This is a genomic window from Janthinobacterium sp. SUN176, assembly GCF_030587335.1.
In the GTDB taxonomy this organism is placed as follows: domain Bacteria; phylum Pseudomonadota; class Gammaproteobacteria; order Burkholderiales; family Burkholderiaceae_D; genus Janthinobacterium; species Janthinobacterium kumbetense.
The window spans coordinates 387740-406541 of the sequence record NZ_JAPWIA010000002.1; the positions used below are offsets into that span (position 1 = coordinate 387740).

21 protein-coding genes are annotated in these 18802 nt (G+C 65.0%); 16 read left to right on the forward strand and 5 right to left on the reverse strand.

Translation table 11 applies throughout. The annotated features are described in order from the left end of the window. Nucleotides 1-6: 6 nt before the first annotated feature. From O3299_RS21015 to O3299_RS21035, 5 genes are all read right to left on the reverse strand, one after another. A complete protein-coding gene (locus O3299_RS21015) occupies nucleotides 7-1047 on the reverse strand; it encodes an NAD(P)H-dependent glycerol-3-phosphate dehydrogenase (RefSeq protein ID WP_289918530.1) in 1041 nt (346 codons plus the stop codon). Between the two features lie 68 nt (nucleotides 1048-1115). Beyond that, entirely contained in the window at nucleotides 1116-1577 is a 462-nt protein-coding gene (locus O3299_RS21020; protein ID WP_099665810.1) for an SH3 domain-containing protein, read from the reverse strand. An 84-nt stretch (nucleotides 1578-1661) separates the two neighbouring features. Next, nucleotides 1662-2138 (reverse strand): protein-export chaperone SecB, encoded by a 477-nt coding sequence (gene secB, locus O3299_RS21025; RefSeq protein WP_077398684.1) that lies wholly within the window; start codon nucleotides 2136-2138, stop codon nucleotides 1662-1664. Between the two features lie 160 nt (nucleotides 2139-2298). Next, complete coding sequence (gene grxC / locus O3299_RS21030; RefSeq protein ID WP_070220900.1) at nucleotides 2299-2565, reverse strand: glutaredoxin 3; 267 nt, start codon at nucleotides 2563-2565, stop codon at nucleotides 2299-2301. Nucleotides 2566-2590: 25 nt separating this feature from the next. Beyond that, nucleotides 2591-3007, reverse strand: a complete 417-nt coding sequence (locus O3299_RS21035) for a rhodanese-like domain-containing protein (RefSeq protein WP_251349454.1) — start codon at nucleotides 3005-3007, stop codon at nucleotides 2591-2593. 106 nt (nucleotides 3008-3113) lie between these two features. On the opposite strand from O3299_RS21035, the gene gpmA reads away from it, so the two are divergent. The 16 genes from gpmA (at nucleotide 3114) to O3299_RS21115 (ending at nucleotide 18764) form a co-directional block, all read left to right on the forward strand. After that, nucleotides 3114-3860, forward strand: coding sequence for a 2,3-diphosphoglycerate-dependent phosphoglycerate mutase (gpmA, locus tag O3299_RS21040; protein WP_176381555.1), 747 nt, complete (start codon nucleotides 3114-3116; stop codon nucleotides 3858-3860). A gap of 76 nt (nucleotides 3861-3936) precedes the next feature. Then, nucleotides 3937-5400 carry a murein hydrolase activator EnvC gene (locus tag O3299_RS21045; protein WP_099665807.1) on the forward strand — a complete coding sequence of 488 codons (1464 nt, stop codon included), beginning with the start codon at nucleotides 3937-3939 and terminating at the stop codon, nucleotides 5398-5400. 51 nt (nucleotides 5401-5451) lie between these two features. Next, nucleotides 5452-6945, forward strand: a complete 1494-nt coding sequence (locus O3299_RS21050) for a S41 family peptidase (RefSeq protein WP_305063125.1) — start codon at nucleotides 5452-5454, stop codon at nucleotides 6943-6945. A gap of 8 nt (nucleotides 6946-6953) precedes the next feature. Next, entirely contained in the window at nucleotides 6954-7715 is a 762-nt protein-coding gene (locus O3299_RS21055; RefSeq protein ID WP_305063126.1) for a molybdopterin-synthase adenylyltransferase MoeB, read from the forward strand. A gap of 93 nt (nucleotides 7716-7808) precedes the next feature. Beyond that, nucleotides 7809-8261, forward strand: a complete 453-nt coding sequence (gene gspG / locus O3299_RS21060) for a type II secretion system major pseudopilin GspG (protein WP_035823835.1) — start codon at nucleotides 7809-7811, stop codon at nucleotides 8259-8261. A gap of 12 nt (nucleotides 8262-8273) precedes the next feature. Next, entirely contained in the window at nucleotides 8274-8768 is a 495-nt protein-coding gene (locus O3299_RS21065) for a GspH/FimT family pseudopilin (protein WP_051959291.1), read from the forward strand. Continuing rightward, complete coding sequence (gspI, locus tag O3299_RS21070) at nucleotides 8765-9148, forward strand: type II secretion system minor pseudopilin GspI (protein ID WP_034783570.1); 384 nt, start codon at nucleotides 8765-8767, stop codon at nucleotides 9146-9148. The genes O3299_RS21065 and gspI overlap by 4 nt, the downstream gene beginning before the upstream one ends. Then, the gene (locus O3299_RS21075) at nucleotides 9148-9771 is read left to right on the forward strand and encodes a type II secretion system protein J (RefSeq protein WP_099665805.1); all 624 of its coding nucleotides are present in this window, start codon (nucleotides 9148-9150) and stop codon (nucleotides 9769-9771) included. Before gspI ends, O3299_RS21075 begins: the two co-directional genes overlap by 1 nt. Next, complete coding sequence (gene gspK, locus O3299_RS21080) at nucleotides 9768-10739, forward strand: type II secretion system minor pseudopilin GspK (protein ID WP_305063127.1); 972 nt, start codon at nucleotides 9768-9770, stop codon at nucleotides 10737-10739. The genes O3299_RS21075 and gspK overlap by 4 nt, the downstream gene beginning before the upstream one ends. 19 nt (nucleotides 10740-10758) lie before the next feature. Beyond that, on the forward strand, nucleotides 10759-11988 hold the full coding sequence (gene gspL / locus O3299_RS21085; protein ID WP_305063128.1) for a type II secretion system protein GspL: 1230 nt from the start codon (nucleotides 10759-10761) through the stop codon (nucleotides 11986-11988). Then, a complete protein-coding gene (gene gspM / locus O3299_RS21090) occupies nucleotides 11985-12518 on the forward strand; it encodes a type II secretion system protein GspM (RefSeq protein WP_251349449.1) in 534 nt (177 codons plus the stop codon). Before gspL ends, gspM begins: the two co-directional genes overlap by 4 nt. Further along, nucleotides 12515-13291, forward strand: a complete 777-nt coding sequence (locus O3299_RS21095) for a type II secretion system protein N (RefSeq protein WP_305063129.1) — start codon at nucleotides 12515-12517, stop codon at nucleotides 13289-13291. The genes gspM and O3299_RS21095 overlap by 4 nt, the downstream gene beginning before the upstream one ends. Continuing rightward, a complete protein-coding gene (gene gspD, locus O3299_RS21100) occupies nucleotides 13288-15528 on the forward strand; it encodes a type II secretion system secretin GspD (protein WP_289918522.1) in 2241 nt (746 codons plus the stop codon). The genes O3299_RS21095 and gspD overlap by 4 nt, the downstream gene beginning before the upstream one ends. A gap of 10 nt (nucleotides 15529-15538) precedes the next feature. Beyond that, nucleotides 15539-16960 (forward strand): type II secretion system ATPase GspE, encoded by a 1422-nt coding sequence (gspE, locus tag O3299_RS21105; RefSeq protein ID WP_077398708.1) that lies wholly within the window; start codon nucleotides 15539-15541, stop codon nucleotides 16958-16960. Between the two features lie 10 nt (nucleotides 16961-16970). Next, complete coding sequence (gene gspF / locus O3299_RS21110) at nucleotides 16971-18191, forward strand: type II secretion system inner membrane protein GspF (protein ID WP_099665799.1); 1221 nt, start codon at nucleotides 16971-16973, stop codon at nucleotides 18189-18191. A 15-nt stretch (nucleotides 18192-18206) separates the two neighbouring features. Next, a complete protein-coding gene (locus O3299_RS21115; protein WP_099665798.1) occupies nucleotides 18207-18764 on the forward strand; it encodes a type II secretion system protein N in 558 nt (185 codons plus the stop codon). The last annotated feature ends 38 nt before the right edge of the window (nucleotides 18765-18802 follow it).

The window sequence follows — 18802 nt, forward strand, 5'->3', positions numbered from 1 at the left end:
TCCCTGTCAAGCCGCCTCGGCGCGCGGATCGCGCGACAGCAGCTGCTGCACCATCACGTGCGGCAAATCGCCATCGAACAGGACGCCGGCCACCGCGTTGGTGATCGGCATCTCGACGCCCATGCGGCGCGCCAGTTCGCGCACGGCCTTGGCGCACGGCACGCCTTCGGCCACGTGACCCAGTTCGGCCACGATGGTGTCCAGCGCCTTGCCTTGCGCCAGGCCAAGGCCGACGCGGCGGTTGCGCGACAGGTCGCCCGTGCACGTCAGAATCAGGTCGCCCATGCCCGTCAAGCCCATGAACGTTTCCGTCTGGCCACCCAAGGCCGTGCCCAGGCGCGTGATTTCCGCCAGGCCCCGCGTGATCAGCGCGGCGCGCGCATTCAAGCCCAGGCCCAGGCCGTCGGCCACGCCGGTGGCGATCGCCAGCACATTCTTGACGGCGCCGCCCACTTCCACGCCCACCAGGTCGTCGCTCGCATACACGCGGATGGTGCCTCCATGCAAGGCCGAGACGACGGCGCCGCGCAAGGCCGCGCTGTGCGAGGCGATGGTCAGCGCGCACGGCAAGCCGCGCGCCACTTCCTGCGCGAACGAGGGGCCGGACAGGGCGCCGCCGGGGATATTGTCGCCGAGTACTTCCTGCACGATCTGGTGCGGCAGCAAGCCCGTGCCGCCTTCAAAGCCTTTGCACAGCCACACCAGGTTGCCGATGGCCTTGTCTTTCAATTGCTGCAGCATGGGCCGCAAGCCCGCCACGGGGCAGGCGGCGATCAAAATGCCGTGTTCGCCACCGGCATGCGCGACGGCGGCGTCGAAATCGGCGCTGATGCGCAGTTGCGGCGGCAAGGGGAAGCCGGGCAAATAGCTGTTTTCGCCGCTGGCGGCCATGGCCGCCATGGCGTCGCCGTTGCGGCCCCACAGCAGCACGTCGTGGCGGCCGGCCAGGGCCATGGCCACGGCCGTGCCCCAGGCGCCGGCGCCGAGGATGGTGATCTTGCGGGGGAGCGCCGTGGCGGCGGGAGATGTATCGGGAGAAACTTGCATGCGACCTCAGTCTGGCAGGGGGAGGGGCGCGGCGCGGCTGGCCGCTGCCCGGATGAATCTGGCGGTGCTTACAGGCCCCACACTTCGCTGGTCTTGACGTAGCCGCTCTGGCCATCCTTGTGGCGGACCTTGACCCAGTTGGAGCTCGGCTGCTCGCTCATTTCCAGCAGCACGCCCTTGTCGACGAGGATGATGGGGGAGGCGGTGTCGTCGGGGCTGGCGCGAACCTTGAGGTTCGCGGCGCGCGCCACGACGTTGCGCTTGGCGGACAGGCCCTTGGCTTCCGTCCAGGCCATTTCGCCGCTGGCGTCGCGTACCTTGACCCATTCGCCGTAGCTGAGCACGATTTCCAGCGGCATGCCGCGTGGCGCCACGTACAGCTTGCCGCCCTTGGCGGATGGCGCGTCGTACAGGATCACGGGAGCCGCGCCCACCGTTTTGAAATCGACGGCGTGACTGGCGGCGGTCGCCAGCAGCAGCACGGCGCCGGCCATCCAGCGGAACTTGCTCAAGAGCGCACTTTTCAACATGATATTTTTGAACCTTAACGAAACACGGCGGCCAGGCCGCCGTGTCAGGCCAGCCTTGACGGCTGGCGGGGTCTTGCCTGAAGCTTAGTGCGTCGTCGCGTCGGCTGCCGGGGCAGCTGCTGCGGCGTCAGCAATAGCTTGCAGACGTTGTTGGTAGAACACTTCGAAGTTGATCTCGGCCAGGTGCACTGGCGGGAAGCCGGCACGGGTGATCACGTCGGCGATGTTGGCGCGCAGGTAAGGGTAGATGATGTTCGGGCAGCCGATTCCCAGCAGTGGATCGAGTTGATCAGCAGGAATGTTGCGTGCTTCGAAGATACCGGCTTGCTTGCCTTCAACTAGGAAAGCGACTTTTTCGCCGACTTTGGCGGTGACGGTGATGGTCACGGTGGCTTCGAAGATGCCGTCGGCCAGAGGCGCAGCGCCCACGTCCAGTGCCACTTCGATGGCTGGTGCTTCTTGTTCCAGGAAAATAGCTGGGGAATTTGGTTGTTCCAGCGACATGTCTTTCAGGTAGACGCGTTGGATTTGGAAGACTGGTTGCAGATTTTCGTCAGACATGGAACGCTTTCGTTGTAAAGGACAAGAACGGCACACCGTTCAAATATGGTGCTTGCGGTATTCAAACCGCGCCGGATAGGCGCGGCCAGATCAGGTGCGAGGGCAATTGTATCAAAACAATACGACAAAAAACCAAGCAATTTCTCGAACCCGCTTTATATCAGGCTGCCGTGCCATTTAACAAGGGGTCCAGCTTGCCAGCTTGATCGAGCGCATACAAATCGTCGAATCCGCCCACGTGGGTATCACCCACATAGATCTGCGGCACCGTGCGGCGGCCCGTGCGTTCCATCATCTTGATGCGCTCTTCCGGGTCGAGGTCGACGCGGATCTTTTGCACGGCGACGCCCTTGGCTTCCAACAGGCGCTCGGCGCGCACGCAATACGGGCACACGGCGGTGCTATAGACAATTACTGGTACGGTCATGATGATTCCTTCAGTTAAGGCCGGCTTATTTCGCCAGCGACAAGGTTTTCAATGGCAAACCTTGCTTTTTCCATTCGTCGAGGCCGCCTTCCAGGCTCGTTGCCTCAGCGAAACCGGCTTTGCCCAGCAGGCCGACGGCGGTTGCCGAACGCGAACCTTTCTGGCAAACCACTACAATGGGGCGCGTTTTGAATTTTTCCAGCTCGCCCACGCGTTTTGCCAGTTCCGGCAGCGGAATATTTTTTGCGTCAGGCAAGTGGCCCGTGGCGAATTCTTCCGCGTTGCGCACGTCGACGATGACAGTCTTGCCACGGTTGATCAGTTGCGTGACTTCCAGCACGGTCGCGCGCTTGCCGCGCATCGACAGCAGTGGCCAGAGGAGGGCGCCGCCGGAAATAATGACGATGGCAAACAGAAAAATGTGGTCGATAATGAATTTCACGTAGGGTCCAATGGTTTAAGTCAATCCGCGCATTATAAAATAGAAGCTGGACGAGGTCTTTTTACGTTTTGCTTTTTTGATTTGAACCCCTTGAGAAGATAGAACTATGTACAAAATCGTTTTCATGCGTCACGGCGAGTCCACCTGGAACCTCGATAACCGCTTCACCGGCTGGACCGACGTCGATCTGACGGAAAAGGGCGTCAACGAAGCCAAGGCCGCCGGCCAGATCCTCAAGCAGGAAGGTTTTACGTTCGACGTGGCCTACACTTCCGTCCTGAAGCGCGCCATCCGCACCCTGTGGCTGGCGCTCGACGAGATGGACATGATGTATTTGCCGATCAAGAACGACTGGCGCTTGAACGAGCGCCACTACGGCGCCCTGCAAGGCCTGGACAAGGGCGAGACAGCCGCCAAGTATGGCGACGAGCAAGTATTGGTATGGCGCCGCAGCTACGACACCCCGCCGCCGCCGCTGGAAGCGAACGATGACCGCGCCTCGTTCAACGATCCGCGCTACGCCGGCTTGCCGCAAGCATCGATTCCGCTGACCGAATGCCTGAAAGACACCGTGGCGCGCGTGATGCCGGCCTGGGACGAGGAAATCGCCCCGGCCATCCGCGCCGGCAAGAAAATCATCATTTCGGCCCACGGCAACAGCCTGCGCGCGCTGATCAAGATGCTCGACGGCATCAGCGACAGCGACATCGTCGGCCTGAACATCCCGAACGGCCAGCCGCTCGTGTATGAACTGGACGCCGACTTGAAACCGATCCGTCATTACTACCTGGGCGACCCGGCAGCGATCGCGGCAGCGCAAGCTGCCGTGGCGAACCAAGGGAAGGCCAAGTAACTTGTCGTCTTTCTTCCGCGGCACAGCCATCGCCCCCTCTGCTGAACGACCCCTGCCGGCGTGGCGCGCCGGCGCCATGCTGTGCCTGGCGCTGCTGCTTTCCAGCGGTGCCGCGCAGGGCGCCAAGCCCACCGAACGCAGCAAGCAGAAGGCGGCCGCGGAAGCACAACGTGCTGGATTGCAACAAAAGCTGACGGCGCTCAAGCGCGACATCAGCCGCACGGAAAGCGCCAAGGATGACGCGGCCGATACCCTGGCCGAGTCGGAAGAGGCCATTTCCAACGCCAACCGCGCCCTGCGCGACCTGGCGCAGGAGCAAAGCGAGACGGGCGTGAAACTCAATGCGCTGGGGCAAGAGCACCAGCAATTGACGGCCACCGTCGAGAAACAGAAGACGCAGCTGTCAAAGTTGCTGCGTGAACAATATGTTGCCGGCAACGAAGACCGCATCAAGCTGCTCTTGTCGGGCGATAACCCGAACCGCATCAACCGCGACTTGCAACTGATGGCGTATGTGTCGCAGGCGCAGGCGCGCCTGCTGGAAGCTTTGCGCGCCAACTTGCTTGCCGTGGAGAAAAACCAGGCGGAGGTGCAGAACGCCAAGGACGAGCTGGAAGAAATCGCGCAGGAAGAGCGCGACCAGAAGGCCTTGCTGGTGCAGGAGAAGGCGCGCCGCGCCGCCTTGCTGACGAGCTTGTCGCAGCGCCTGGTGGCGCAGCGCAAGGAAGTGGGCAATGTCGAGCGCGACGAACAGCGCATGGGTAACCTGGTCGACAAGCTGGCAAAACTGATCGAAGAGCAAGCCGCCGCTGCCGCGGCCGAAAAGAAACGCCAGCAATTGCTGGCCGAGCAACGCGCCGCCGCCAAAGCGGCCGCCGACGCCAAGATCGCTGCGGAAAAACGCGAACGCCTGCTGGCCGCGCGCGCCAAGGCCGCCCAGGCGCAGGCCGAACGCGAACGTCTTGCGAAAGAACAACAAAACAAATCGGGCAAGATCAAGCCGCAAACGCCGCCACCGCCGCCCGTGAAACTGGAACCGATCGACGACGACGAGCCGCCGCAAGTGGCCAAGGTGACGCCGAAACCGGAACCCAAGCCGGAACCGGAGCCGGACCGCCCGAGCCTGGGCCCGGCCGCGCCAGCCGGCGCCTTTGCCAGCATGAAAGGACAGCTGCGCGCCCCCGTGGCGGGCAAGATCGCCGCCCGCTTCGGCAGCAAGCGCGGTGACGGCCCCAGCTGGAAGGGCGTGTTCATCCGCACGGGCGAAGGCAGCGAGATCCACGCCATCGCCGGCGGCAGGGTCGTGTTTTCCGACTGGCTGCGCGGTTTCGGCAATCTGATCATCGTCGACCACGGCGGCCAGTACATGAGTATTTATGGCAATAACCAGTCGCTGCTGAAACGCGTGGGCGATGCCGTCAAGGGCGGCGACGCCATTGCCAGCGCGGGCAACAGCGGCGGCAACGAGGAATCAGGGCTATACTTTGAATTGCGTCATCAGGGCCGCGCCTTCGACCCCGCCACCTGGGTGAAGTTTTAATTCAGTTCCCACCATTGCTGCGGCAGCGAATTTGTAGATTGCGAAGAATACATGGGTATCAAAGTCAAAAGTATCGGCCTGATCGGTCTGGGCGTCCTGGCCGGCATCGGCATGTCGCTGCAGTTCCCGGCCGTGGCGCAAAAAATCACGAATGCCCCGCTGCCGCTCGACGAGCTGCGCCAGCTGTCCGACGTCTTCGGCTTGATCAAGTCCGATTACGTCGAGAAGGTGGAAGACAAGAAACTCTTGACGGAAGCCATTTCCGGCATGGTCTCGTCCTTGGACCCGCACTCCGTGTATCTGGATAAAAATGCCTTCAAGGAAATGCGCGAAAGCGTGCAAGGCAAGTTTGTCGGCATCGGCATCGAAGTGAGCATGGAAGACGGCTACGTGAAAGTCGTCTCGCCCATCGAGGACAGCCCTGCCGCCAAGGCCGGCATCCTGGCGGGCGACCTGATCACCCGCCTCGACAATATCCCGCTGAAAGGCTTGCAGCTGGAAGAGGTCATCAAGAAGATGCGCGGCCAGCCGGGCACCAAGCTGGTGCTGACGATGTCGCGCAAGGGCGAAAGCAAGCCGCTGGTCTTCCCCATCGTGCGCGAGGAAATCCGCGTGCAAAGCGTGAAGGCCAAGATGGTCGCGCCCGGCTATGCCTGGCTGCGCATCGCCCAGTTCCAGGAACCGACCGTCGATGACATGGTCAAAAAGATCAATGCGCTGTATGCGCAAGACCCCAAGCTCAAGGGCCTGGTGCTGGACTTGCGCAACGATCCTGGTGGCGTCGTGCCGGGCGCCATCGGCGTGGCGACAGCGTTTCTTCCGGGCAACTCCGTGATCGTTTCCACCAAGGGCCAGTTGCCTGAGTCGAAACAGGTGTTTTATGGCCGCCGCGAATTCTATGCCGCACCGGGCGTCAAGGCCGACCCGCTGGCTAAGCTGCCGGCCGCGCTGAAAACCGTGCCGCTGGTGGTGCTGGTCAATGCCGGTTCCGCGTCCGCCTCGGAAATCGTCGCCGGCGCCCTGCAGGATTACCAGCGCGCCACCGTCATCGGCACGCAGACGTTTGGCAAGGGTTCCGTGCAAACCTTGCGCCAGATCACGGCCGACACGGCCGTCAAGCTGACGACGGCCCGCTACTACACGCCGAAAGGCCGGGCCATCCAGGCGCGCGGCATCGTGCCCGACTTGCTGGTCGATGAAACGGCCGAAGGCGATGGCTGGAACAGCCTGCGCATCCGCGAGGCGGACCTGGAAAAACACTTGAGCAGCAACGATGGCAAGCCGGAAGCGGCCAAGCCGACGATGGAAGGCATGCAGGATCAGCTGGAAGAAGAGCAGCGCCTGATCGCCACGGCGAAAAAGCGCAAGCCGCTCGAATACGGCGCCAAGGACGATTTCCAGCTGCAACAAGCCTTGAACCACTTCCAGGGCTTGCCGGTGCAGCTGGCCAAGGTCGATGCGAAGGTGGAGAAGATCGGCGCCAAGCCGGAAATCGCTTCCGACATCAAGGCGGACGACAAGAAGATTCCTGTGCAAAAACCGTAGTCGCCGCCATGAACGACAATCAGCTGCTGCGCTATTCGCGCCACATCCTGCTGGACCAGATCGGCATCGAAGGCCAGCAAGCCTTGCTCGACGCGCATGTGCTGGTGATCGGCGCGGGCGGACTCGGCTCGCCCGCGGCCATGTATTTGGCCGCCAGCGGCGTCGGCAAGCTGACCCTGGTCGATGACGACACGGTCGACCTGACCAATCTGCAGCGCCAGATCGCCCACACCACGCAGCGCGTGGGGCAGCCGAAAGTGCTGTCGGCGCGCCAAACCTTGACCGGGATCAATCCCGAGATCGATATCGTCGCCTTGCAGGAGCGCCTCGACGGCGCGCGCCTGGCCGAACTGGTCTGCTCCGCCACGGTGGTGCTCGACTGCACCGACAACTTCGCCACGCGCCACGCCGTCAACCGCGCCTGCGTGGCGGCCAGGGTGCCGCTGGTGTCGGGCGCCGTGATCCGTTTCGACGGGCAAGTGAGCGTGTTCGACCCGCGCACGGGCACGCAACCGTGCTATTCCTGCCTGTTTCCGCAGGAACAGCAGTTCACGGACGAGGCGTGCTCGACCATGGGCGTGTTCGCGCCGCTGGTGGGCGTGGTGGGCGCCATGCAGGCGGCCGAGGCCTTGAAGCTGATCATGGGCGTGGGAGAGTCCTTGGCCGGACGGCTGCTGCTGCTCGACGGCTTGCACATGGAATGGAGCAGCATGCGCGTCGCGCGCGACCCCGGCTGCGCCGTTTGCGGCGAAGTGGTCTTGCCGGCCTGACAGCCCCCGCACAAATTTTTCCCTATATGACAGGCTTTGTCATATTTCCGCTTTATACTCTGCACTCATTACTCACCTTCTTCTCTCTTTCTTATGCAAAACGCAGCAAACCATCCGATACGCCAGCGCCGCGCGCGCGGTTTCACTTTGATCGAAATCATGGTCGTGGTGGTGATCATGGGTATCCTCGCGTCGCTGGTGGTGCCCAAGCTGATCGCCCGCACGGGCGAGTCGAAAGTGGCGGCGGCGAAAGTCGATATCGCTACCGTGATGCAAGCCTTGAAACTGTATCGCCTGGATAACCAGCGCTACCCGACCACGGAACAGGGCTTGCAGGCGCTGATCGAGAAACCGACCACGGGACCGGCCGCGAATGGCTGGAAAGCGGGCGGTTACCTGGAAAAAATGCCGAAGGACCCATGGGGCAATCCGTACCAGTTCCTGTCGCCGGGCGTGAAAGGCGAAGTCGACATCATTTCGCTGGGCGCCGACGGCCAGCCTGGCGGTAGCGGCGACGATGCCGATATCGGTTCCTGGGAACTGTAAGTTTTCCATTGCATGCCAGCCATGACCACCGGTCGCGCACCGCCCCGGCCACGCGCCAGCGGCTTCACGCTGATCGAATTGCTGGTGGTGATGGTCATCATCGGCGTGACCCTGGGCCTGGTGTCGCTGAACGCCATGCCGAATGGCCAGCAAGCCTTGCAAAAGGAAGCCGAACGCATCGCGCTGCTGCTGCAGCTGGCGCGCGATGAAGCCATCGTGCGCAGCCGGCAGGTGGCGTTCGAGGCTGACGAAAATCAATACCGTTTCCTGGTCCTCAATGAAAAGCTGTGGCAACCCGTGACGCAGGACGATTTGCTGCGCGAGCGCGCGTTTGCCAACACGCCCATGCTGCTCAGCGTGCAGCCCTCGAACAGCGTGGCCCAGCCGCTGCGCATCATCTTCGGCCGCGAACCGGTCGACAAGCCTTTCGTGCTGACCCTGGCCAGCGGCGAGCGCAGCGTGGCCATCCGCGCCGACGGCATCGGCCACTTCACGGTCGAACAATGATGCGGCTCCCACGTCATGGCCGCCAGCGCGGCTTCACTTTGCTGGAAGTCCTGGTCGCCCTCGTCATCGTCGGCACGGCCCTGGGCGCGTCCTTGCGCGCCGTCGGCAGCCTGACGCAGAACAGCGACGGCTTGCGCAGCGCCATGATGGCCACCTGGTCGGCGGAAAACCATCTGGTGCGGCTGCGCCTGGCAAAAACCTTTCCGCAGACGGGCAAGCGCACGGTCGACTGCCCGCAGGGCGATTTAAAACTCATTTGCGAGGAGGAAGTGGTGGCCACGCCGAATCCCCGCATCCGCCAAGTGCGCGTCAACGTGTATGACGCACAGTACCCGGCCCGGCGCATCGTGCGCCTGGTCTTGCTTTCCTTTAACGACTGATGCTGCGCCGCCCTGTCCCTGCCGCGGGTTTCACCCTGATCGAGCTGCTCGTGGCCATCGGCATCCTGGCCATGGTCGCCGTGCTGGGCTGGCGCGGCCTGGACAGCATCATGCGCTCGCGCGAAGTGCTGACCAGCCAGCTGGAGCAGGCGCGCGGCATGCAGCTGGCGTTTGCCCAGATGCAGAGCGATTGCGACCACCTGGCCGGCGCCGGGCTGAACAACAGCCTGCTGAACGGCCGCATCAACCTGTCGGCGGAAAATGACCGCCTGACCCTGGTGCGCCTGGCCGCCTCGGAGCAGGAGCCGCAACAGTTGCAAGTGGTCACTTACCGGCTGCGCGGCGGCGTGCTGACGCGGCGCGAGTCGAACGGCACGCGCGACCTGGCCGTGCTCGACACCCTGTGGCAGGCGGCGCGCGACGATACCGATACCTCCAGCGCCGACGTGGCCCTGATGCAGGGCGTTGACAGCATGGTCATGCGCGGCTGGAGCAATGGCGCCTGGAACGTGCTGACGGCGGGCGCCACCATCTCCACCCAGGTGCCGGGCCTGGAAGTGACCTTGCAAATGCCGGGCCAGGACGCGGGCCTGTCCAAAGTCTTTTTATTGGGGCCGGGATGACGCGCTTCAAGTTCCCCTCGCGCCAGCGCGGCGTGGCCGTCATCACGGCCTTGCTGCTGACGGCGCTGGCCATCACCGTCGTCGCCAGCCTGTTCTGGCAGCAGCAGGTGCAGGTGCGCTCGATGGAAAACCAGCGCTTGCGCCTGCAGACGCAGTGGGCCATGCGCGGCATGGTCGACTTCGCCCGCTTCTGGTTGCGCCAGGACAATCCCATGCTGACGGCGGCCGACGGCGTGTGGGCCACGCCCATCGAGGAAGCGCGGCTCGACGATTATGTGGACCGCGAAAAGGTCGACACGGAAAAATTCGACGCCACCGTCTCGGGCCGCGCGCTCGATGCGCAGGCGCGTTTCAATATCACCAACCTGGTCGACGCCACGGGCAGCATCAATCCGAAACAGGTGCTGGCCTACCAGCGTCTGTTGTCCAACATGAAGCTCGACAGCGGCCTGGCGCAAGCGACGGCCGATGCCGTGCTGCGCGCGCGGCCGAAGCCGCGTACCGCCAGCGGCACCGACGGCAAGACGCCCGCTGCCACGCCCGCCACGGGTGGCAGCAGCGAGCCGGTGGCGTTCACCCAGGTCGAGGATTTGCTGGCCGTGCCCGGCTATACGCCGCAAATGATCGAGCAGCTGCGCGATGTCGTCATCATCTTGCCCGAAATCACGGGGGTCAACGTGAACACGGCCCCGGCCGAGGTGCTGGCGGCCGTAACGATGATGTCGCTGTCCGAGGCCAGTGCCCTGACTTTGAGCAATCCGCGCAAAAAGTTTGTCGATAAGTTAAATTTCCAGAATAATATTAATGCTGAACTGATTGAAGGCGTGGAACTCGATGTGAAGAGCCGCTATTTCCTTACCGTCATCCGCGTGCGGCTGGACCGTGCCGCGCTCGATGCCGTGGCGCTCATCAATCGAAAAACGGATCCGCAGCGCACCACCAGCCTGGTCTGGTTGCGGGAAAATTAACAGCTGAAAGCGAGTCACTTTGACAATATTGTATATCCGTCACCCGGCCAAGGCCTCCACCGACAGCGCGCCGGCCTGCTCCTTCGTGCTGGCCGGCGACGGCGGCGCCCTGTTGCAGCAGGGCAGCGTGCCGCTGGGCAGCCTGGGCCAGCTGATCGCCGGCGCGAAGCAGGTGGTGCTGCTGCTGGCGGCGGCCGACGTGACCCTGCTGCGCCTGAAAACGCCGCCGCTGGCCGGCGCCCGCCTGCGCGCGGCCTTGCCGGGCCTGGTGGAGGAACACATCCTCGGCGACACCCAGGATTGCCTGCTGGCCGCCGGCGCGCCCGATGCCGCCGGCATGCGCACGGTGGCCGTGGCGCAGCGCGCCTGGGCCGAGGTACTCGTGAAAGCCTTGCTGGCACAGGGCGCGCGCAAGGTGGCGCTGCTGCCGTCGCAGCTGTGCCTGCCTTTGCAGCCCGGCAGCGTGACGGCTGCCCTGCAAGCCAGCGGCGATGGCCTGGAACTGGCCTTGCGCCAGGCGCCGCAAGAGGGCCTGGGCCTGGTGTTGCCGGCCCAGCCGCAACAGGCCTTGCTGACGACGCGCGCGTTTGCCGGCGACGTGCCTCTGACGGTCTACGTGGCGCAGGCCGAGCTTGCGCAATATCAACAATTGGCCGCCGGCATGGACGGCGTGACGGTGGAACCGGACCACTGGGCGCACTGGATCGCCGGCGCCAAAGGCGCGGGACTGGACCTGGCCGCTTCCCTGGGCACGGCGACGGGCTCGGCCACCGAATGGCGCCGCTGGCGCTGGCCGCTGCGCCTGGCGCTGCTGGCCGTGATCGTCAACCTGGCCGGCATGAATATCGAATGGATGCGCTTGAAGCGCGAGGCCGCCACCGTGCGCACCTCGATGCAGCAAACCTTCAAGGCCGCGTATCCGAACGAAGCGCCCGTGTATGGCCTGGAAGCGGAGCAGATGCGGCGCAATATCGCCGCCGCCCGTCTGCAGGGCGGGCAAGCGAGCATGGATGACTTCACCAGCATGAGCGCGGCGCTGGGCGAGGCGCTGGGCGGCCTGGCCGGGCGCGGCGTGGTGGCCTCGCTGGAATACCGCGAGCGCAGCCTGATCGTCAAACTGAAACCGGACATGGTCGACGCCAGCGCCCAGGCGCAGGTGCGCGACGGCCTGGCCGCGCGCAAGCTGGCCTTGAATGAAACGGCGCCGGGCGTGTGGAAGATCACGCCGGCCACGGGAGCAAAAACATGAGTGCAGCAGTCAACAAGGCGCGCGCCGCGTGGGCGGGGCAGCAGCAGGCCGTGCAGGCCTTCTGGGCCGAGCGCACGCCGCAGGAGCGCAAGCTCCTGAGCATCGGCGGCGTGGTGGCGGGGCTGGCCCTCGTCTACGCCGTATTCTTCGAGCCGGCCTGGACGGGCCGCATCGCCTTGCAGAAGAGCTTGCCCGAGCTGCGCCAGAACGCGGCCCAGTTGCAGGCGCTGGCGCGCGAAGCGGGCGAGCTGGCGCGCCAGGCGCCCGTGCAGGTGGCAAGCATGAGCCGTGACAGTCTCGACGCGTCGCTGAAGGCGCGCGGCCTGGCGCCGCAATCGCTGTCGCTGACGGGAGAGTACGCGCGCGTGCAGCTGAACGGCGTGCCGTTCGCCAGCGTCATGCTGTGGCTGGACGGCTTGCGCCGCGAAGGCCGCGTGGCGGTGCAGGAAGCGAAGATCACGGCGCAGGGCAAGGCGGGGCTGGTCGACGCCAGCCTGACCCTGCACCAGAGCCCGGGCGCGGCGCGATGATGCGCCTGCTAGGCTGGCTGCTGGCCATCATCGTCAGCGTCTGCGTCACCCTGCTGGTGTTTTTCCCGGCCGGCTGGGTCGCCAGTCTCGTGGAAAAGCAGACGGGCGGACGTTTGACCTTGGGCGATGCGCAAGGTACCCTGTGGCGCGGCTCGGCCTTTGTCGGCGGGGCGGCCAGCGCGAATGGCGCCGTGACGCCGCTGCTGCCGGGGCGCTTCAGCTGGCGCATTTCGCCCTCGGTGCTGTGGGGATCGGTGGACGTGGAATTGCAGAATGCGCAGGCGCTGTCGCAGGCCGTCAATTTGCGCGGCTCGTGGTCGCACTGGCAAGTCAGCCCGGCGGCCCTGCTGCTGCCGGCCGACGGCCTGGGCGGCCTGGGCGCGCCCTTGAATACCGTGGCGCCGACGGGCAGCATGCGCTTGTCGTGGAGCACTTTGCAGCTGGCGCTGGAAAAACAGCAGTTTTCCGCCGTCGGCCGCACGACCCTGCAGATGACGGACATGGCTTCGCGCCTGTCGTCCTTGCGTCCGTTGGGCAGTTACGAGCTCGATTTCGATTGGCAGGGGCAGCAGGCGACGTTGACCTTGCGCTCCATCAAAGGACCGCTGCTGCTCGACGGCAGCGGGAGCCTGCAACAGGGGCGCATGCAGTTTTCCGGCCAGGCCCAGGCCGCAGCAGGATATGAAGAGACCTTGGCGAGTTTGTTGAATTTGCTGGGACAGCGCCGTAGCAATAGCGAAAAAAACATCATCGCCTTAGAGTTCAGACAATGAAAAAACCATCCGTGAGCCCCCATACCTTCTCCTTTTCGCTGCGCCGTCTGTCGGCCGCCGCCTTGCTGTGCTGTTCCGTGGCCGGCATGCCGGCTCCCGTCTGGGCCGCGCCCGGCGATGAAGCGGCGCTCAATTTCGTCGGCGCCGACATCGAGTCCGTGATCAAGGCCGTGGGCCATTACACCAACATCAATTTCGTCATCGACCCGCGCGTCAAGGGCACGATCACGCTGGTGTCGGAAAAATCCATCAGCAAGACGCAAGCCTTCGCGCTGCTGGCCTCGGCCCTGCGCCTGCAGGGCTATGCGGTGGTCTCCGGCGACGGCTACGCGAAAGTGGTGCCGGAAGCGGACGCCAAGCTGCAATCCGTGCCGACCCAGGTGGGCAACGGCAGCAGCCAGGTGAAGGGTGACCAGATCGCCACCCAGGTGTTTTACCTGAACTACGAATCGTCGGCCAACCTGCTGGCCGTGCTGCGCCCCCTGATTTCGCCGAACAACACGATCAATGCCAATCCGGGCAACAACTCGCTGGTGATCACCGATTACGCGGATAACCTCAAGCGCCTGGCGAAGATCATCGCCGCGCTCGACGTGCCCGCCTCGACGGACCTGGACGTGATCCCCGTGCGCTATGCCATCGCTTCCGACCTGGCCTCGATGGTGAATAAACTGATGGAAGGCGGCAATGCGGGCGGCGCCGCAGGGGCCGACGCGGGCAAGGTATCCGTGCTGGCCGATCCGCGCACCAATTCGCTGGTGCTGCGCGCGCCATCGGCGGCGCGCGCCAACCTGGCCAAGTCGCTCATTTCCAAGCTGGACCAGCCGACCACGCAGCTGGGCAACGTGCACGTGGTGTACCTCAAAAATGCGGACGCCACCAAGCTGGCGCAGACCCTGCGCTCGGTGGTGACGTCGGACGGCACGGCCGCTTCGGCGCAGCAGCCGGGCAACAACAGCCTGAATACGAATAACCAGAACAACCAGGGCGGCGGCATGAACACCACTGGCCTGGGCGGCAATACGCAAAGCGGCACCACGGGCGGCGCTTCGCTGAGCAACGGGCCGCAGCAGCTGTCCTCGGGCGGCGCGGCAGGCTTCATCCAGGCCGACGCCTCCACCAATACCCTGATCCTGACGTGCAACGAGGCCGTCTATCGCAACCTGCGCGCCGTGATCGACCAGCTCGACGTGCGCCGCGCCCAGGTCTACATCGAGGCGCTGATCGTCGAAGTGACGTCGGCCAAGGCCTCCGAGTTCGGCGTGCAGTGGCTGGGGCTTTCCGGCGACAGCAGCAGCAGCTACCGCGTGGGCGCGCTGCAGTCGTTCGCCGGCGGCACGGACAACAATATCGCCAAGCTGGCGCTGGGCGGCGGCAAGGTGCTGCCGACGGGGGGCCTGACGCTCGGTATCTTCAAGCAGATCAACGGCGCGCTGGGCCTGGGCGCCGTGGCGCATGCGCTGGAATCGGACGGCAACGCGAACATCCTGTCGACGCCGAACCTGATCACCCTGGACAACGAGCTGGCCACCATCAAGGTGGGCCAGAACGTGCCTATCCTGACGGGCCAGTACACCAGCACGGCCGGCACCAACACGAACCCGTTCCAGACCATCGACCGCAAGGAAGTGGGCCTGACCCTGAAGGTGCGTCCGCAGATTTCCGAAGGCGGCACGATCAAGCTGGGCATCTATCACGAGACGTCGAGCGTGGACAAATCCACCTCGACGGCCGTCAGCGGCATCACCATCAACAACCGCGTGATCGAAAACAATGTGCTGGCCGACGATGGCCAGATCATCGTCCTGGGCGGCTTGATCGAGGACAGCACGGGCGACAACGCGGAAAAAGTGCGCGGCCTGGGCGACATTCCCCTGATCGGCAACCTGTTCAAGTACCAGACGCGCGAGCGCAAGAAAACCAATCTGATGATCTTCCTGCGCCCCGTCATCGTGCGCAACAAGGAGCAGAGCGGCAGCCTGGCGGCCGACCGCTACGACTACATGCGCTCGGCCGAGACGGCCGCCGTGCCGGCGTCGGGCAATCTGATGCTGAAAGACCTGGGCACGCCCGTGCTGCCGGCCCTGCAGGATGGCCAGCCGGTGGGCGGCAGCATGGTGACGCGCCCCGTGCCGCCGGCACCGACGCCGCCGCCAGGCGCGCCGGCCAACGCGGCCACGCCGCCGCAGTCGCTGCTGCAGCAATATCAGCAACAACCGCAGCAGCCGCAGAAGTGATGGGACAGTCATGAGTAATCTGCTTCCCTACGCCTACGCGCGCGATTTCGGCTTGCTGGCCCGGCCCGGCGCCGTCGACGGCGCCCCCGTCGAGGTGCTGGTGGCCGCGTCGACGGCGCCGGCGGCGATTGCCGAAGTGTCGCGCCGTTTCGGCCAGATCCAGCTGACGGTGCTGCCGCGCGGCGACCTCGATGCGGCCATTGCCGGCGCCTACGCGGGCGGCGGCGGCGACGCGTCGCAGATGGCCGATGAATTCGACGCCGACCTGGATTTGACAAAACTGCTGCAGGACGTGCCGGCCATCGAGGATTTGCTCGAATCGTCCGACGACGCGCCCGTCATCCGCATGATCAACGCCTTGCTCACGCAAGCGCTGCGCGAAGGCGCGTCCGATATCCACATCGAGCCGTTCGAACAGACGTCCGTCGTGCGCTTCCGCATCGACGGCAGCCTGCGCGACGTCGTGCGTCCCAGGAAAGCCATCCACGGTTCGCTGATTTCGCGCATCAAGATCATGGCGCAGCTCGACATCGCCGAAAAGCGCTTGCCGCAGGACGGCCGCATCACCCTGCGCGTGGGCGGCAAGCCCGTCGACGTGCGCGTCTCGACCCTGCCCACCGGGCATGGCGAACGGGCCGTGCTGCGTTTGCTGGACAAGGAAGCGGGGCGCCTCGACCTGCAGCACCTGGGCATGAGCGCGCCCATGCTCGGGCAGTTCGACGGCCTGATCACGCAGCCGCACGGCATCGTGCTCGTCACGGGCCCCACCGGCTCGGGCAAGACGACGACCCTGTACGCGGCGCTGTCGATGCTCAACGCCACCACCACGAACATCCTGACGGTGGAAGACCCGATCGAGTACGACCTGGCCGGCGTCGGCCAGACGCAGGTCAATCCGCGCATCGACATGACATTTGCCAAGGCGCTGCGGGCGATTTTGCGGCAAGATCCAGATGTGATCATGATCGGCGAGATCCGCGACCTGGAAACGGCGCAGATCGCCGTGCAGGCATCCTTGACGGGCCACCTGGTGCTGGCGACCCTGCACACGAACGACGCTTCGGCGGCCGTCACGCGCTTGCTCGACATGGGCATCGAGCCGTTCCTGCTGTCGTCGTCGCTCCTAGGCGTGCTGGCGCAGCGCCTGGTGCGCAAGCTGTGCGGTTCCTGCAAGACCTTCGACGGCCAGTACTGGCAGGCGGTCGGCTGCGAGCATTGCGGCCAGACGGGCTACCAGGGCCGCGTCGGCGTGTACGAGCTGCTGCGCACGACGGAGCAGATCCGCGCGCAGATCCACAACCGCGCCTCGGAAGCGGAAGTGCGCGCCGTGGCCCTGCAGGACGGCATGACGAGCATGCGCGACGACGGCGAACGCTGGCTGCGCGACGGCACCACCACGCAGGCCGAGTTGCTGCGCGTGACCAAAGACTAGGCCCGCCACCATGCCCGCATTCCGCTATGAAGCCGTCGACGCGCAAGGCGCCACCCGCAAGGGCGTGCTCAATGCCGACAGTCCCCGTTCCGCGCGCGCCGAGTTGCGCGTGCAAGGCCTGGTGCCGCTGGCCGTCGAACCGATCGCCGCGCAGGTCGACGCCGCCGGCGTGACCAAACGGCGCGGCTTCGGCGAGCGCCTGTCCAGCACCGAGCTGGCGCTGTTTACGCGCCAGCTGGCCAGTTTGCTGGAAGCGGGCCTGCCGCTGGAGCAGGCGTTTTCCGCGCTGCTGGAACAGGCCGAGCGGCCTTACCTGCGCGACCTGATCGCCTCGATCCGTTCGGAAGTGATCGGCGGCGCCGCGTTTTCCGACGTGCTGGCGCGCCATCCGCGCGATTTCGCGGAAATTTACCGGGCGCTGGTGGCGTCGGGCGAGCAGATCGGCCATTTGTCGCGCGTGCTCTCGCGCCTGGCCGACTACATCGAGCGGCGCAATGCGCTGGTGCAGAAGGTCAAGCTGGCATTCACGTATCCGGCCATCGTCACGGTGGTGGCGTTTTCCATCGTGATTTTCCTGCTCACCTATGTGGTGCCGCAGATCGTCTCCGTATTCGCCAATACCAAGCAGAAGCTGCCCATGCTGACGGTGATCATGCTGGCGCTGTCGGACTTCGTGCGCAACTATGGCCTCGTCGTGGCCGTGATCCTGGCCGGCGCCTGGTTCGCCTGGCGCCGCGCGCTGCAGCAGCCGGCCCTGAAACGGCGCTGGCATACCTGGCTGCTGACGGCGCCCCTGTATGGGAAATTCGAGCGCAGCCTGAACACGGCGCGTTTCGCCAGCACCCTGGCCATCACCACGGGGTCCGGCGTGCCGATCCTGCGCGCGCTCGACACCAGCCGCGACACGCTCACCAACGTGGCGATGCAGGAACTGGTGGCTGACGCCAGCGGCGCCGTGCGCGAAGGTGTCAGCCTGGCGCGCGCGCTGTCGGCGCAAAAGCATTTTCCGCCCATGCTGATCCACATGATACGCGCGGGCGAAATCACGGGCGAGCTGCCGGCCATGCTGGAACGCGCCGCCAGCGCGCAGGAGCAGGACCTGGAACGCCGCACGCTCACCATCGCCGGCCTGCTGGAACCGGCCCTGATCCTGGCGATGGGCGTGGTGGTGCTGCTGATCGTGCTGGCCGTGCTGATGCCGATTATCGAAATCAATCAGCTTGTAAGATAAGTATCCAAGGAAGCCATGAAGCGTTTGCCTCAAGTTACAAGTTTGCTCGCCGTCGTGGCGCTGTCCGTGTCGCTGGCCTATTGGGCCATGCAGCTGTTCAAGGCGCCGCAGCGTCCCATCAATCCGCCCCCCAATCCGGTGGTGCAGGATGCCAGCGTGGAGGCGGGCGCCTCGCTGTTCGGCGGCCAGGTCAGCGTGGCCACGGCCAGCAACTACCAGCTCAAGGGCGTGGTGGCCGCCGGCAATGGCCGCGGCAGCGTGGCCATCATCTCGACCGACGGCAAGCCCTCCGTCGCCTTGCCGGAAGGCGCCGAAGTGGTGCCCGGCGTGACGGTGCTGGAAGTGCATGCGCGCCACGTGCTGCTGCGCGACGGCGGCGTGAGCAAGCGCATCGACCTGGTGGCCGACGACAAGGCGCTGGCCTTGCCGGGGCAGGTGTCCGCCACCCCAGCGCCGGCCGCGGCCCCTGCGCCGGCCACGAACCTGGTGCCGCCGCCGCTGCCGATGGAGCAGCAGCGGCCGGCGACCATGATGCCGGCGCCGCAAGTGAGCAGTGTGCCGCCGCCGAATTAACGCTGTTTTTATCGTATTTTGCCGATGGCGCCATGCCG

What these genes read in the sequence shown, in the direction of transcription:
- O3299_RS21015 (WP_289918530.1), bottom strand. Translation starts at nt 1,047, where the DNA reads ATGCAAGTTTCTCCCGATACATCTCCCGCCGCCACGGCGCTCCCCCGC.
- O3299_RS21020 (WP_099665810.1), bottom strand. Translation starts at nt 1,577, where the DNA reads ATGTTGAAAAGTGCGCTCTTGAGCAAGTTCCGCTGGATGGCCGGCGCC.
- secB (WP_077398684.1), bottom strand. Translation starts at nt 2,138, where the DNA reads ATGTCTGACGAAAATCTGCAACCAGTCTTCCAAATCCAACGCGTCTAC.
- grxC (WP_070220900.1), bottom strand. Translation starts at nt 2,565, where the DNA reads ATGACCGTACCAGTAATTGTCTATAGCACCGCCGTGTGCCCGTATTGC.
- gpmA (WP_176381555.1), top strand. Translation starts at nt 3,114, where the DNA reads ATGTACAAAATCGTTTTCATGCGTCACGGCGAGTCCACCTGGAACCTC.
- O3299_RS21045 (WP_099665807.1), top strand. Translation starts at nt 3,937, where the DNA reads ATGCTGTGCCTGGCGCTGCTGCTTTCCAGCGGTGCCGCGCAGGGCGCC.
- O3299_RS21050 (WP_305063125.1), top strand. Translation starts at nt 5,452, where the DNA reads ATGGGTATCAAAGTCAAAAGTATCGGCCTGATCGGTCTGGGCGTCCTG.
- O3299_RS21055 (WP_305063126.1), top strand. Translation starts at nt 6,954, where the DNA reads ATGAACGACAATCAGCTGCTGCGCTATTCGCGCCACATCCTGCTGGAC.
- gspG (WP_035823835.1), top strand. Translation starts at nt 7,809, where the DNA reads ATGCAAAACGCAGCAAACCATCCGATACGCCAGCGCCGCGCGCGCGGT.
- O3299_RS21065 (WP_051959291.1), top strand. Translation starts at nt 8,274, where the DNA reads ATGCCAGCCATGACCACCGGTCGCGCACCGCCCCGGCCACGCGCCAGC.
- gspI (WP_034783570.1), top strand. Translation starts at nt 8,765, where the DNA reads ATGATGCGGCTCCCACGTCATGGCCGCCAGCGCGGCTTCACTTTGCTG.
- O3299_RS21075 (WP_099665805.1), top strand. Translation starts at nt 9,148, where the DNA reads ATGCTGCGCCGCCCTGTCCCTGCCGCGGGTTTCACCCTGATCGAGCTG.
- gspK (WP_305063127.1), top strand. Translation starts at nt 9,768, where the DNA reads ATGACGCGCTTCAAGTTCCCCTCGCGCCAGCGCGGCGTGGCCGTCATC.
- gspM (WP_251349449.1), top strand. Translation starts at nt 11,985, where the DNA reads ATGAGTGCAGCAGTCAACAAGGCGCGCGCCGCGTGGGCGGGGCAGCAG.
- O3299_RS21095 (WP_305063129.1), top strand. Translation starts at nt 12,515, where the DNA reads ATGATGCGCCTGCTAGGCTGGCTGCTGGCCATCATCGTCAGCGTCTGC.
- gspD (WP_289918522.1), top strand. Translation starts at nt 13,288, where the DNA reads ATGAAAAAACCATCCGTGAGCCCCCATACCTTCTCCTTTTCGCTGCGC.
- gspE (WP_077398708.1), top strand. Translation starts at nt 15,539, where the DNA reads ATGAGTAATCTGCTTCCCTACGCCTACGCGCGCGATTTCGGCTTGCTG.
- gspF (WP_099665799.1), top strand. Translation starts at nt 16,971, where the DNA reads ATGCCCGCATTCCGCTATGAAGCCGTCGACGCGCAAGGCGCCACCCGC.
- O3299_RS21115 (WP_099665798.1), top strand. Translation starts at nt 18,207, where the DNA reads ATGAAGCGTTTGCCTCAAGTTACAAGTTTGCTCGCCGTCGTGGCGCTG.